Genomic DNA, 14,923 nt, shown 5'->3' with positions numbered 1-14,923 from the left:
GATTTGTTATTAAGTAATCTTGAACTATTTATATATTATTTATTCTTAGAGGTCAACATATGTTTTAAATTAATCTGGTTTTTTCTTCAATCTTTCTGAAAAATTCTCAGGAATATATATTCCTCTTCTATTCCATTCGTTGTTCAAAACTTCCAAGATTTCTTTGTCAGTTTTTCCACTATACTTTTGATTTTTCCACATATAATTTTCAAAAACTTTAAAATTAATGTAATCCGTTTTATTTCTTGCTTCTAGTGTTTTTTCATAGGTCTTCGCTTCATAATCTGCGAAGAAAAAAACGGCGGCAAGAAAAACAATAATCATTTCTGGCTCTCTCTCTAAATTGACTAACATTTTATTTCTCTCGCTCTTCTCAATAAATCTCTAAATCTTAATTCTTCTTCTTCCTCTTCTTCTGTGCAACAAAAATTATGATAAGCGTTTTCTAAACAAAAAATATTATCTTCAAGTTCTTTAATCATTTTAAGTTTATCTTTGATTGTTTTTTCTATTCTGAAAAGTTCAAGTTCTAACAAGTCAATTTTTAACTTGTCATCTATAAATTCTTCTTTTAATTTTTTATCAAGTTCACTTATTCGCTTTTTGTAATAATCACTCATCGTCTAACTCCTTTTATTTATTATATCTATGTGTAGAATCAAGCATTTCTTCACAACGTCTAATATCGCCACTTGTGAGACCGTAAAAATAACGAGTATTAAACGATAACCAACTGCTTGATTTATTCGTGTGTGGGTTATTTGGGTAGCCGTAAAAGCAGCTTGTGAAAACCTTACTGTCACTATAAGTTGTTGAATAATAGTAAATATTATACTTATTCCCTTTAATTTTTTTAATCTGTGTATGCGTCTGTGCAGTTGAAAAAGACGCAGTAAAACAACACAAAACAAGACATATTAATTTAATTTTCATTATCTCTAATTCCTTTTTTTCTCTCTTATTTGTATATCACAACTTTGATATTAATAAACTTTGTCGTATGACATACCAACCGAAAAATCCAATACTTATTTTTTATTTCCCTTATTTTAAAATGAAAAACAATAAGACAAGTCCAATATTTTATTTGACAAGTTAAAAATAAAATGGTAATTAAATAATTAAGATCAAATAAGAGAGGTTCGAAGTGAATTATGAAATAAAAGATAACAAAATACATTTTAATCAAACAAAAACAGAAATTAGACGTTGGTATAAAGTCGAAATTTTTGAAATGAAAAATATAACTAATGAACTTATTGATAGAGTTTGTTGTAACTCATATCTTCAAGACTTTGAAGACGTAAAAAAGACAGTTTTAACGAATAAAATCAAGTATTCAAACATTAAAACAAACAACTGTTGTATATCTGAGTTTTCAATTTTTGAAGATAATCAAGAAAATCTTGAACACTATTTTAGATATAAATATTTAATTGAAGAAGTAGAAAAAAGAGCTATCCCTTACTATTCATTTGGTTGGAGGTTCGGAAAGCTAGGTATTAAGAAATTAAGGGATTTTTCAATGCCTGAAAAACCTTTATTTTTAGACACTAAAAAGCTTTCTTTGAACAGTCGTCAACGTGTTAAAAAACTAACGAATAATAAAGAGTTTAAAAGATCTTTTAAAGGCTCTTTAAAAGGTCTAACTATCAATAATCGTGAGCTTTCAGACATTATAACCGAAGTTTTAGCGATAAACGGAAACAAAATTTTTACTAAAAACGAGTTTAGAATACATACAGAAAAATATTTAATCGCAAACAGTAAACGTTACAATTACTTTAATAGTCGTTTTGTTGCTCTTAAAAATCCTGCTCAAATAACATTGACTGAAACGTTTGTAGAACCGCCCAAACGACTTGGAAAGCGTGATTTTACAGTCACTTACAAGCTTAATAAAAAAACTTATTCAAAGACAGTAACACTAGATTTTTATGGCTATGATAAAGCAGATTTTGAAGAAATTAATGATATGTTCGACTTGTATACGTCTATGTAATCCATTGATTTTAATTAATTTTTAACGCTCGACAGGGCGTTTTTTTTCATTTAAATAAAAGGATTTTTAATCAAAAGTTGGACAAATCCAACTTTTTTAGGCTCTGAATGGTTTGGTATGGATTGCGACAAATCCAACAATTTTGATATTTTGATAGTTTTGAAAATGTCGTTATGTAAATTACCATATAATTAGAAATATAGATAATGTATGAATACAGCAATCTAATGCTTTAAAGTTATTCAAGTGCATATTCTAGCAACTCAATACCTAAAAAAGCCTTATAAATAGGGGTTTATCAATTCCACTTTTTACACTTTTCTTTTTTAGTGATTATATGCAATGTTTTGGATATAAAAACCAACCGTTTGATTTTTTCAATTTTGACGATTTAGGGGTACACGCTAATTTTTACCGTAGCACTTCAACAACTCAATTTTTCAGATTTTCAACACTAAAAACCTTGGTATGTAGGGATTTTTTCGCCTTGTGTGTTGTTGCTGCTTGTCTCGTTTCTTTGTTGTGTCTATCGTTTTTTGAAAATTAAAAATCAATCAAAACCTAGCTTTGTTTAAATCTCTTAATTGCAATTATCAACTAAGAACATCATCAAAATCATAAACTTACAAAAATGAGACTTACCCCACTATTTTAAAATCAAACACTTAAAAATAGCAATATCACTTTTAATCAAGAAAATGTTGGATTTGTCCGTTTGATCGATAATCAAAACTATTGGATTTGTCCGTTTGTAACATAACCCGACAAACACAACACTTTTTTAAAAATGCTATATCTATCGGGCTTTTCCTTTCAGAGTCGGAGAAAGTTCACTTTCGACTTAAACAACTATACACCTGATTTTGCTAAAAAATTGAGTGGTGTTATTGACATAAGTTTATCACGGCCAAGCCACCTAAGGACGTTTCACGGTACTTCTTGTTCATGTCTTTACCTGTTTGGTACATGGTTGCAATAACCTTGTCTAACGAGATAAGACACTTACTGGTACGTTTCAGCGCCATACGTGATGCGTTGATGGCTTTCATTGCGCCCATTGCATTGCGCTCAATACATGGCACTTGAACAAGCCCACCGATTGGATCACATGTCATACCTAGTGAGTGTTCCATAGCGATTTCAGCTGCGATGCAGATTTGTTCGTTGCTACCACCGCGTAGGGCGGTTAAGCCTGCTGCAGCCATTGATGAAGATACGCCAACTTCGCCCTGACAACCCACTTCTGCACCAGAAATCGAAGCGTTGGTTTTGTACAAGATGCCAATAGCGCCAGAGACTGCTAAAAAGTCTTTCAACTGCTTGGTGTCTAGCTCTTTGATGAAGCGGTGGTAGTACATTAGTACCGCAGGGATAACGCCAGCCGCTCCGTTAGTTGGCGATGTTACGACTTGTCCACCCGCTGCGTTTTCTTCACTCACAGCAAAGGCAAATAGGTTAATCCAATCCATGATCTCCATTGGATCGTTTTCAATCGAAGCATTCGCCTCAAGCTTTTTCAAAAGAGCTGGCGCTCGACGTGTCACTTCTAAACCGCCATCAAGAATACCTTCGGTGTCAAAGCCACGCTGCATGCACAGAGACATCACCTTCCAAATTTGGTCAGCTTTTTGGTCAATCACGTCCATGCCTTGAAAAGACACTTCATTGCGCAGGATTAAGCCACCAAGGCTAAGCCCTTGCTGCTCTGACAATTCAAGTAGTTGGTCGGCAGAAGAAAAAGGGAACTCAACTTGTGTTTCTGCTTCTTGCTTGCCGTTTTGTAGCTCATCAGCGGTTGCAATAAAGCCACCACCAATTGAGTAATATGTTTCCATCTCTAAAAGACTACCGCTTGCGTCAAAAGCAGAGATGGTCATGCCATTTTCATGTAGCGGAAGGTTGGTTTTATGGAACAGCAAGTCGCTTTCTACGTCGAAGTGAATTTCATGCTTACCGCTAACCAGTAGAGACTTATCTTCAATTGCTTTACGCATTGCTTGGTTGGCACTGGTAATTTTAATGGTGTCGGGGCGGTTGCCGAGTAAACCTAATAAGGTCGCTCTGTCTGTATGGTGACCAATACCCGTTAATGATAACGAGCCGTATAAGTCGATTTGAATACGCTCTACTTGTGTAAGCTGAGCATCAATTTTTTGGGTAAAGTTAAACCCAGCGATCATTGGTCCATTTGTGTGGGAGCTGGAGGGCCCAACCCCAATTTTGTAGATATCAAAAATAGACAGCATAGTAACTTCCTGTGAAGACGGTTCGATGAACGAACTCTGTGTAAAATTTGTATTTCGTTAGTTCCACTTCTTTGAGTGAACCTGTTCTTTGGGTGAAGCAGTTCTTTAGCTGAAACAGTTATTCGATTGAGCTGGCTCTTTGCTTGAAAGGTTTCTTTTATTGAAACTCGTGTCAACAAGCATAGAGCGATGAAATACAAGAGCGTGCTATGTTTGCTTTAAAGCGACACGTCTATTCTTGTATGACCCGAGATGTTGCTATCAATAGTGAGCATTATTGAGAGCAACATGTAAGAATTTCAAAATACTTTTGTTAATAAGTATTGTATACATAATTCACTCCATCTAATCACTAAAACGAGACTTGAACATAAAATGAGCATTATTCACCTCCTTATTGTGCTAGGTAAGCGACTTAATGAGAATAAATTGACTAATGAAGGAACCAGTCGAGTTGATGCCTTAGTTGAATATCTGGCGGGGCCTTTGGCAGAAAAGTCGAACCAGCAAACGGCTGTGGCGTTCTGTGGTGGAGTAACAAAAGGACAAACATTGTCTGAAGCCGATGCGATGCACGAGTATTTTCGAGAGCTTGAAAATCAACGTGAGTATCCGTTTCCCATAGGGGCGGTTTTACTTGAGCAGCATTCGACCAATACGGTTGAGAACATTCAAAACTTGGCCTCAGAGATGATTAAAAGCGGGCTGTTTACACGCGGGCAGAGTGTGAAGGTGACGTTCGTTTCTAATGACTACCACTTACAACGTATCTTCGAGATTCAATCACTGATGGACGAGCAAGGTTTGCTTAAGGTTTTGGTCGAGAAGTGCTCTGCACTTGGGGTGGATCTACAAATAGATCGTCAGCTAGAGGCTCATGTCGCGGTGCCATACCCTCATCAAACAGAGCAAGGGCAATTGCTTCTGTTAATGGATGCCCTGACGACCTACCGAGTCTATCTTGAAGGTGTTTCTGTGGGTGCATTTAAGAGAGATTTGGATTCAGTAAGACAAGAGCCAGAAAGGTTGTCGTTGGAAGCCTTGATAGCGGCAAAGGATTTAGTCGGGCGTTCATCTCATTTTGATATCGTAGAAAGCTTGCTTCCAGTATTGGAGACCTGCATCCAAAATACCCCAGTCGGAATCGACATAGAAAAAGTTCGGGAGTACCTAGCATTGCTCGATACTAACCTGACTTTATTGAATCGTTATTTAGATCCAGAATCAGATCACACACATCGCTGGTGGAGATAGCGAAAACACCAATATTAGTAATATAGTAGGTAGCCAAAAGGTGCTTTGTGTATGAAGGTGATGTGTGTATGAAGGTGATGTGTGTATAAAGTTGATGTGTATAGTAAGGTAAACCGACCGCTCGATAGCGAACAGTTTACCTCATGTCATGTGATTTGATTGGGTGGAGCTGGTGAAGGGTTAACGTCGTGTATAGGTGCGACGTCAACAGTTCACGATATCGCAGTTTAGCTTTCTTCTTTTTGCTCATGGTTGTTGCGGTAGTATTCCCATTGCTCGATACGTTCACCGTCATTAAATACACAATAAGTAGTTCGTTGATTGTTTTCAGTCACGGTTTCTAATTCACCATTTTGTTGAACACAATAAACCGCTGCTGGGTTAGCGACTGAAACACGTTGTCCTTCGCTATATTCTGCATAGTCGTTTGCACAACCGCCCAACACAACGGCAAATACAGCCATCAAACCAATTTTCTTCATGTTTATCTCCTACGTGATAACTCTATAATCGAATGTGTTAAGTTCTACAGAACCAGATTAGAAGCTCTATGAAACTAGTATATTTTAGATTTCAGAAAAGGTTGTTCTAATTTGGTCAAGATATTGAAATAGGTTGATATTTCGCTATTTTTAACTGCTTTTTGAGTGTTTGATCATGCTGGAATAGCTGGTGCTCTAGCAGGAACGGTCTCTGCCAATAAAGTTCTACTTGATGGTTATTTCTACTAGATAGCCGTGGGCGAACAGCGATTAAAAGCAGAGGTTATGTGTTCTTTCAGGGGACGGAGAACGTCGAATCTATGGATGATTATGATATGATGCCGCCAAATTCAGTAGAGCAGTCAGAATCATGAGACATCTTAAAACCACCATCCACCCTGATATCGAACATCTAGACAACCAAACGGTATTCAAGCGCAATGCTGCACGTGCGATTGTGTTAGATGGCGAAGACATTTTGATGCTGTATACAGAGCGTTACCACGACTACACCATTCCGGGGGGTGGTTTGGATGAAGGGGAAGATGTGATTGCAGGTATGGTCCGTGAGCTTGAAGAAGAGACGGGTGCGAAGAACATTCACAGTATTAAGCCGTTCGGTATTTTTGAAGAGTTTCGCCCTTGGTATAAAGATGATGCAGATATGATGCACATGATCTCTTACTGCTACTCATGCAAGATTGATCGTGAGCTGGGTGAAACAGCTTACGAAGACTACGAAGTGAAAAATGGGATGAAACCTGTGTGGATGAACATTCATGAGGCCATTGCTCATAATGAGAAGACCATGGCCGAGAGCCCTAAAAAGGGCATGAGCATTGAGCGGGAAACGTTTCTGCTGCATCTAATCGCAAAGGAAATGCTGTAACCCTTTTAATAAATCAAAACTGTTTAAAAGTAGAATGTTTTAAACAGTTTTGTTCACCATGAACCAACAATAATTCCTCCCTCCTTTAGTTGAGCTAACCCATCGTAATTTTAGTTTTAAGCAAAACGCCTCCAGTCCGTAAACAACCTATCCGTTTCCAACCAGCATAGAACGTTTCCTTCTCTAACAGACTTTCAAGTTGACTAATCTTTCATCAAGTAACTAACCCTTCATCAAATTGATTCTTATTTTGAAGAAAAGACAGTTTCATTCTGACTGTAATTTTAATTTTTAAAAATAAGTCTTATTTTTCAATGTAATACGATGATTTTAAAACGATCGGAAACTTGGCTTCTCTTTTGCTTCTTTGTATTAAGCAGCTCGCTTTATCGGCATCAACATAATCAACAAAGATGCGAATAGTTTGTTTCAGAGTTAACTGAGACGCTTCTTTAAATTGCCGTTCAGAGTTCACACACTTTTCAAGGAAATCGCTCACGCGAAGAAGAAGTCGAGGTTTACTATGAAATACAAGCAAGTTATTTGTCTTATGACGGCAGTTGCCAGTGTCCCTGTCTATGCAACGACGGTAGATTTGGACTTTTCAAATCATGTAGAGGCGATGAACGGCAGCAGTTCGTGGGCTGGGCCAACCTATGATGGATCTTCGATGCACTTCCTCAATGTTGGTACACATGATGGAAAAACAATAGATGCCAAAGTGTCTAGTAGTGTGTTCGGTGATGCGACATTTCTGTTTCATGCTCCGAACTACAAAGTTGGTGCAGTGCAGCCCTCAGGAGATATTGGTTTTCTCTATCAAACTAACTCTGCAGGCTCTGCTGGCCTAACTTATACGTTTGAATTTTATGATGGTACGGATGGCCTGTCAGGTACATTTTCAGTGCCCTATACACTTCCCGAATTTGACATGATTGGCTACGACATTGATGGCGAACCCGTGCAGTCGGAGCAAGTAAGAGTGTTTAAAAGTGAAGGTTTCTACAGTTATCAACTTGGTAGTGCTAGCGCGAGTTTGACAGCGGAAGAGAGTGCCGATGGAACGTCGGTTCTATTCACCGGGCCAGGAACGAACTATTCGGAAACTGACACCTCCGGTGCTGTAAAATTCACCTACAAGAATACCTCGATTGTAACTCTACAATTTGAAACGGTTACGAGTAGTAGCAGTAGTTTCCCCAACCCGATTTTCTCGGCATTTGACGGTAACTGGGACTTATCTGGATTTACTACGCCAATAGAAAGTTCAGATGAATCTGATTTTGGTGACGCTCCTGATAGTTATGGAACGTTGCAGGCGAGTAACGGTGCTGAGCATGCGATATCTTCCACACTATACTTAGGTGCTAGTATTGATGCCGATACAGATGGCCAACCGGGTGCATCATCCAACGGCGATGATTTGGATGTTGGCGGAAATGATGATGACGGAATTGCACTGTTGACGAACCTTGAAGTCGGCTTAGACAGTTTAATTAATGTCAACATTGTGGGGAGTGGTTATCTGCAAGCTTGGGCTGACTGGGATATGAATGGATCTTTTGAGGATGACGAGCAGATATTAAAAAATCATTCTGTTGTAGTTGGAAGCCAAGTCGTCCCTATTCGAGTGAGTGATGATGCTGTCGTTGGGAGCGTACAAACTCGATTCCGTTTGGCGAGTAGCCCTAATATTCCGAGTGACGGTTATGTTGGTGATGGTGAAGTTGAGGACTATGTATTTAACGTTACGGATCCTGGCACAACGGTTCAACATTCGAATTACTATACAGCGGCCTTTGAAGACAATTGGCCAGAAGTTGGTGACTTCGACTTAAACGACATTGTGGTTTACTACCGCACCACTATTTTAAGTAAAGAAGACGCAGTGCTTCGAATGGATATTACAGGAACCATAATGGCCTACGGTGCTTCTTATGGTAATGGGTTGGGGTGGAAGCTTAATGGCTTCGATGAATCAGATGTCGATCTGCAAACGGCTCGAGTGCAAAAGAATGGCGCGACTCGGGTAAATATTTCGCCGTTTACGGGTGAAGATAAAAGCGTTGCATCGCCAGGAGGAGACCTCGTTGTTGTCGCGTCGTTGAACCTAAAAAATGATCTTCCGATTAATGGTGAGTGTATGTTCCACCGCACTAACCCTTCATGTAGTCCGGCTTTAGAAGCTGACCAAATGACGTTCAGTATTTCTCTGCCGTTTGCTTCTGGAAGCGAGCCAACAGTGAGTTCACTGATGCCATTAAGTGGCTTCGACCCATTCATCTTTGGTGCGGGAGCGGGTTATTACCATGGTGACAGTTTCTCTACATCGCCGGGGAAAGACTTAGAAATCCATACTGCGGACTTCCCACCAACATCGCGTGGCACGTTAGTGAGTGATTTCTATGGTATTGCACAAGATGATTCAGATCCGTCTAGTGACAAATACTACCGAACGACACAAAACATGCCTTGGGGTATCTTAATTTCATCACCTTGGAATCATCCATCAGAATACATTGATGTTAGTGAGGTGTACCCGGAGTTTGCTGAGTGGGCTACATCAGGTGGTGCTTCAAAACCAACGTGGTACCAAAACCCTAACGCCAGCAAAACTTGGTCAACGGAAGATTAATCAGGAGGATTTATGAAAACAATCAAACTAATTTTGAGTGGTGTAGGCTTTGTATTCCTTTCAGCTTGTGGCGGCGGAGGTGGAGGTGATAGTACCGCTTCATCTCCAAGTACTGTCGCTCCTCCGAGCAATACTACGGCTCCGGTCCCCGTCACTCCTCCGAGTAATTCGACCGTTGGTAGCAATAACGTGGTGACACCTGCTCCAGTAGTGATACCGCAGTCTATTAAATCATCTGAGTTATCTATACCGGAAGGTTTTGATTTTTCTACGGAGAGAGAAGTGTCTGTAAACGTTGACGTAGCAAGCTCGCAAAGTTCTCGAGGTTTTATGAGTATTTATACAGAGTTCAATGGTGATGTTGTCGATTACACCTCACAAGTGCTGAGGAGCCCAATCAATCAAGATATTGATTTCTCTACAACTCTCCTTTTACCCAATCATGTTGATAAAGTATGGGTTGAAGTCTGGTATCCGTCGGCAATGGGAAGCGAAGTGAAACTCCTTGTAAACATTGAGGACGATAATGTAGACGTGATTCTTTAATCTTTATCTTCTACCAAACAACGTTACCGCTATTTCGGCGGTAACGTTGTTTTAGGTGCTTTTGTTGTGAATTTTTCTAACATCGAGACCTGAGATAACCTGTATAAAATGAATTGAGTGATATTATCAATCCGGTGTTTTAGGTGTATCTTTACTTAAGTGACGCTCGTTTCTCGCTTTACGAAATCACCAAAACTCGGTGAGCCTGCCCTAAACAAAGAAGACTATGAATAAAAGACAGTTTGTTGCCCATTATTTGCGCATGAATCGCACCTCGTACTTACTGGCGATTGTGTTCATTTTTCTCGTTAACTGGTTACAGGTAGAGATCCCTCGTTATATCCAACTTGCCATCGATCTTATTGAGGATGCTTCAACAACGGGCCATCAGCAGCTTCAAACCTATGTTTGGATTGTGGTCGGCATGTCGGTTGCTATGGTGGTGGTGAGAATTCTGTCTCGTATCTATGCGCTTAATCCGGGGCGAATTACAGAAGCAGCACTAAAGAGTACACTTCTACAAAAGCTGAATCGCTTACCGAGCAGTTTTCATGAACGTTTTGCATCGGGTCGGCTCATTTCAATCATGAATAATGACCTTAGCGGCATCCGACTGATGTTTGGTGTGGGGTTTCTTCAGTTCTTCAATGCGTTACTCGCGTTATCGCTGACACCTCTTTATATGTGGCGTATATCGCCAGAACTCACACTGTATTCGATTATTCCTATCTCAATCGCTTTTATGATTTTTCGGGTGGGCTTCAAGCGTATGAAAACGCTGCATTTAGAGCACATGAAACGTCTGCAAAACTTGTCTGCTCAGCTAATGAGTTACCTGTCTGGGATTGACTTGATTAAGAGCCAGCAGATGTCACCTTGGGTGAAAGCTGAAACTGAAAAGCTGAATCAGTTATTACTTGAATGCCGCCTTAAAATTACACGTATTCAAGTCTTCTTTATGCCAGTACTCGACTACGCCAATGACCTGATGAAAATCATCATTTTAGGGCTTGGTGGCTACATGTTAATGAGACAAGAGCTAACCCTAGGTGAGATTACCGCCTTTCTGACTTATTCGGTTTTGTTGGCAATGCCATTGATGCAATTAGGCAGAATCGCGACCATTTATCAGCGTGGCATGGTCGGCATTCAAAGTGCACAAACCATCCTTAATGCCAAAGTTCCAGACCTTGATGAAGAGAAACTCTCTGAGTTAGATGTTGAATCGCTAAAGGGAAAAACGTTTTCCGTTCGCAATCTTAGCTTTAGTTACGCGGGTGAAGAACGCTTGATCCTTGATGACATTAGCTTTGATATTCCAGCGGGCAAGAAAGTGGGTGTGCTAGGCGGAATCGGAGCGGGTAAAACGACATTAGTGAATTGCTTGAACCATCATTTGGATGTTCCACAAGGTTCAGTTTTTCTTGGCGAAAGAGATATCACTAGCTTCTCGCGCAGTGACTTGCGCCGTTATGTGAAAACCGTGACTCAAGACCCTTATCTGTTTTCAGCAACCGTCGAAGACAATATTCGTTTTGGTAGCTTAGATGCCGATTTGGCCAAGAGTCAGGTTGATGAAGTATTAGAGCTCAGCCAATTGGCCAGTGATGTGACTCGCTTTGAGCATGGCGACCAAACCTTAGTTGGAGAGAAGGGCATCATGTTGTCTGGTGGTCAGAAGCAGCGTCTCAGTATCGCACGTGCTCTGTTGCAGCCGACCGACTTAATCATCATGGATAACGTTCTATCGGCTGTCGACTATGAAACAGAACGTAAGATCTTGGAAGGTCTGTTTAAGCGTTTAGAAAATCAATCGGTACTTGTGGTTTCACACCGTGTTAATACCCTTGAATATATGGACGAAATCATCGTTTTGAACGAAGGTAAGGTGATTGCTAAGGGCGACCATGACACGCTATTGAAAACGTGTGAGTACTATTACGATACGTGGCAGTTACAGCATAATGAAACGGGGGCAGCAGCATGCTAAAAGGTGTTGATCTCAAGTATCTCGAGCACTTTTTCAAGTTTGCTAAGAAATACAAGCGCTCTGCGATTCTGGGTATTGCTATGCTTCCGCTCTCTGTCATTACAAGCCTATTGTTTCCTTGGCTGATCATTCAAGTGATCGATGTTCATTTAAGTCATGGTGATATGGATGGACTGTTCGAATATGTCTTCTATCTCGTTGCTGTGCTGGTGATTAGCTATGTGGTGGATACAACTTATTCGTATAACCTACGTAAAACGGGGCAGTATACGATAACTGACATGCGCTCAGTGTTGTTTGCTCGCGTACTTAAACTGCTGCGCCGTTATTTTGATAACACACCGATTGGCGTCACGCTTTCACGACTAACCAGCGACTTGGAAACCATCGGCGAGGCGTTTGTTCAATCGGTTGTTGGTCTCGTGAAGGACAGTATTAACACCATTGCTCTGTTGGTGATGATGTTCTTCATTGACTGGCAATTAACCATGATTGTTTTGATTATCATGCCGCCAGTGATGTATTTGACGGTGTATGTGAGAAACCGACTTCGTGAGTTGTACAAGGTGACGCGTTCTTCGCTCGCTCGCGGCATTGGCTTTTTACAAGAAGTCTTATTTGGGATGAAAACCGTTCAGATGTACCGAGCGGAAGAGCAAGTCGAGCAACGTTACCAAGGCTATACCGATGAGTTTTTTAAAGCGCAGAAAAAGATCAATAAGTACGATGCTATTCTGTTTTCGTTTATCTCTGGCATCACCTCAATCACCATCGCGATCATGATTTGGTACGGTTCTGGGCAAGTGATCGAAGGGGCTCTCACCTTGGGCGTGCTGATTGCGTTCATCAACACCTTAGAAAAGGTATTTGTTCCGATTCGCGACTTCACCTCACAAATTGCTTCGATTCAGAGCTCATTTGCTGCGTTCGACCATATCGAAGAGCTGTTTGTTGAGCCGACGGAAGAAGAAGGCCGCAACTTAATGCCGTCTAACAAGGTTGAAAATCAGCTCGAACAGTTTGTGAGCTTAGAATTTAAGAACGTGAGCTTTCGCTACAAAGACGATGCTCCGTACGTTCTAAAGAATGTCTCGTTTGTATTGGAAAAAGGGCATCAAATCGCGCTCGTGGGTTCGACTGGGTCAGGCAAATCGACGATTCTGCGTTTGATATCTAAAACCTACCAAGACTATGAAGGCAGTATTCTGCTTAACGGTATTGAGTTATCGCAGATCTCAAGCGAAGACTCTGTTCATTTGTTCTCAATGATGATGCAAGATGTGCACTTGTTTGAAGAGACAATCCAATTCAATATCGCGCTGGGTAAGGAACATCTCTCAAGAACCGAGGTTGAGCAAGCTGCGCGTTATGTTTACGCGGATAAGTTTATCGAGCAGCTACCACAGGGTTATGATTTCCGTTTAGAAAAGAATGGATCCAACTTATCGGTAGGGCAAACTCAGCTTATCTCCTTTGCACGAGCGGTTGCTCAAGGCGGACAACTGATGATGCTTGATGAGGCAACCAGTTCAGTAGATTCCATCACCGAAGACTTGATTCAAAAAGCGATGCAGCGTCTGTTCAAGGAAAAAACCGTGATTGCGATTGCACACCGCCTGAGTACAGTTCGCCACTCGGATACCATTCTTGTGTTGGAAAAGGGTGAAATTGTTGAACAAGGCAATCATCGACAGCTGATAGCACACAATGGAATTTATGCCGGATTGTTGGAAGAGTCGGTGGTTGGAGGAATCGATTGTGGAAAGAGTCGATTGTAGAAGTGAGTGACTATCGAGCTATAAATAACTATTAACTATTAACTATTAACTATTAACTATTAACTAATACGAATAAGCCAAACTTGCCGAGTTCCTAGCTTGTATGTCTATTACGAGATACAGTTAGCGTAAAGGTTAATATATAAAGGAATGTGTAATGCTTCGAATCTTATTGATTGCAGTTATCTCAATGATCACGACTATGAGTTTTGCAAACGAAGAGGTTAAGTACTCAGATCAAGAGTATTTGGATAGACCATTGATGGAACGCTATATCTTGGACGAGTTGAAGCAATTGCGCATGGAGCAACAAGATCTTGAAAGACGTTTGACTATTCAGATGACCGACCGTGAGCTCTCTGTTGCGGACAAATCGCTGAACTACGCCAACGTGACCGTAACGTATTTCTTCTACATCATTGCTGGTGTCGCCTCTCTTATCGCGCTGGTGGGTTGGCAATCCATCAAAGAGCTAAAACACACAACTCAAGATATGGCTGATAAGCGACTTAATTCTATCGCTCAAGACTATGAGAAGAAGTTTAATGTTCTTGAACGGGATCTGAAGCGTAAGACTCGAATTATCTCAGACAACAACCGCGAAATTGAAATTATCAATGAGATTCATAACCTATGGTTGAGAGCACAGAACGCACAAACGGCAGAGCAAAAGATTGAAATCTACGATGAAATACTGAAGGTTCGTCCTGGAGATTTAGAAGCACTTACTGCCAAAGCTGACGCTGCTATGGATATACAGGAATACCACTGGGCAATGAGTCTTTGTAACCGTGTATTAGAAGTCGATGACCAAAATGCTCATGCCTTGTATCAACGCGCTTGCGCCTACGCTCGATTAGGGGCAGAAGGTCAAGCTATCGATGACTTAGAGCGCGCTATTGAAGCCAGTGGTTCAATGCGAGAGCTATTAGCCGATGAACCTGACTTTGAGATGCTACGCGGCTTAGATCGTTTTGAAGCGCTTTGTGAAGAGTAATTATTTAATGGCATGGTGAGCTTCGTACGCTCACTATGCTTTTAATCATTTTTACGGAACGATTTCTTACATTCCGCTTATTTTAGGTTCATCGCGGATTAGCG

At 40.5% G+C, this 14,923-nt stretch carries 12 protein-coding genes; 8 read left to right on the top strand and 4 right to left on the bottom strand.

What is annotated here, in order from left to right; all coding sequences use genetic code 11:
• Nucleotides 1-69: 69 nt before the first annotated feature.
• A complete protein-coding gene (locus AB4407_RS20620; protein ID WP_372121826.1) occupies nt 70-354 on the bottom strand; it encodes a hypothetical protein in 285 nt (94 codons plus the stop codon).
• Nucleotides 348-620, bottom strand: coding sequence for a hypothetical protein (locus tag AB4407_RS20615; protein ID WP_372121825.1), 273 nt, complete (start codon nt 618-620; stop codon nt 348-350). The genes AB4407_RS20620 and AB4407_RS20615 overlap by 7 nt, the downstream gene beginning before the upstream one ends.
• Nucleotides 621-1,147: 527 nt before the next feature.
• Here AB4407_RS20615 and AB4407_RS20610 point away from each other — a divergent pair.
• Nucleotides 1,148-2,002 carry a hypothetical protein gene (locus AB4407_RS20610; protein ID WP_372121824.1) on the top strand — a complete coding sequence of 285 codons (855 nt, stop codon included), beginning with the start codon at nt 1,148-1,150 and terminating at the stop codon, nt 2,000-2,002.
• Nucleotides 2,003-2,886: 884 nt separating this feature from the next.
• Here the strand turns inward: AB4407_RS20610 and AB4407_RS20605 are convergent.
• The gene (locus AB4407_RS20605) at nt 2,887-4,248 is read right to left on the bottom strand and encodes an L-serine ammonia-lyase (RefSeq protein ID WP_372121823.1); all 1,362 of its coding nucleotides are present in this window, start codon (nt 4,246-4,248) and stop codon (nt 2,887-2,889) included.
• Nucleotides 4,249-4,623: 375 nt separating this feature from the next.
• On the opposite strand from AB4407_RS20605, the gene AB4407_RS20600 reads away from it, so the two are divergent.
• Nucleotides 4,624-5,502, top strand: a complete 879-nt coding sequence (locus AB4407_RS20600; RefSeq protein WP_372121822.1) for a YdcF family protein — start codon at nt 4,624-4,626, stop codon at nt 5,500-5,502.
• 227 nt (nt 5,503-5,729) lie between these two features.
• Here AB4407_RS20600 and AB4407_RS20595 read toward each other — a convergent pair whose 3' ends face one another.
• Nucleotides 5,730-5,984 carry a DUF333 domain-containing protein gene (locus AB4407_RS20595; RefSeq protein WP_086050745.1) on the bottom strand — a complete coding sequence of 85 codons (255 nt, stop codon included), beginning with the start codon at nt 5,982-5,984 and terminating at the stop codon, nt 5,730-5,732.
• 370 nt (nt 5,985-6,354) lie between these two features.
• On the opposite strand from AB4407_RS20595, the gene AB4407_RS20590 reads away from it, so the two are divergent.
• From AB4407_RS20590 to AB4407_RS20565, 6 genes are all read left to right on the top strand, one after another.
• Nucleotides 6,355-6,873, top strand: a complete 519-nt coding sequence (locus tag AB4407_RS20590; protein WP_372121821.1) for an NUDIX hydrolase — start codon at nt 6,355-6,357, stop codon at nt 6,871-6,873.
• 523 nt (nt 6,874-7,396) lie between these two features.
• Nucleotides 7,397-9,508: an LruC domain-containing protein gene (locus AB4407_RS20585; protein WP_372121820.1), complete on the top strand. Its 2,112-nt coding sequence runs from the start codon at nt 7,397-7,399 to the stop codon at nt 9,506-9,508.
• Nucleotides 9,509-9,520: 12 nt separating this feature from the next.
• Nucleotides 9,521-10,054, top strand: a complete 534-nt coding sequence (locus AB4407_RS20580; RefSeq protein WP_372121819.1) for a hypothetical protein — start codon at nt 9,521-9,523, stop codon at nt 10,052-10,054.
• A gap of 226 nt (nt 10,055-10,280) precedes the next feature.
• Nucleotides 10,281-12,044, top strand: a complete 1,764-nt coding sequence (locus AB4407_RS20575; protein WP_372121818.1) for an ABC transporter ATP-binding protein — start codon at nt 10,281-10,283, stop codon at nt 12,042-12,044.
• Nucleotides 12,038-13,822 carry an ABC transporter ATP-binding protein gene (locus tag AB4407_RS20570; RefSeq protein WP_372121817.1) on the top strand — a complete coding sequence of 595 codons (1,785 nt, stop codon included), beginning with the start codon at nt 12,038-12,040 and terminating at the stop codon, nt 13,820-13,822. Before AB4407_RS20575 ends, AB4407_RS20570 begins: the two co-directional genes overlap by 7 nt.
• Before the next feature lie 157 nt (nt 13,823-13,979).
• On the top strand, nt 13,980-14,819 hold the full coding sequence (locus tag AB4407_RS20565; protein ID WP_372121816.1) for a TPR end-of-group domain-containing protein: 840 nt from the start codon (nt 13,980-13,982) through the stop codon (nt 14,817-14,819).
• The last annotated feature ends 104 nt before the right edge of the window (nt 14,820-14,923 follow it).

Source organism: Vibrio sp. 10N.261.46.E11 (genome assembly GCF_041472735.1).
Classification (GTDB): Bacteria; Pseudomonadota; Gammaproteobacteria; order Enterobacterales; family Vibrionaceae; genus Vibrio.
This window is presented reverse-complemented; position numbering and strand designations above follow the sequence as displayed.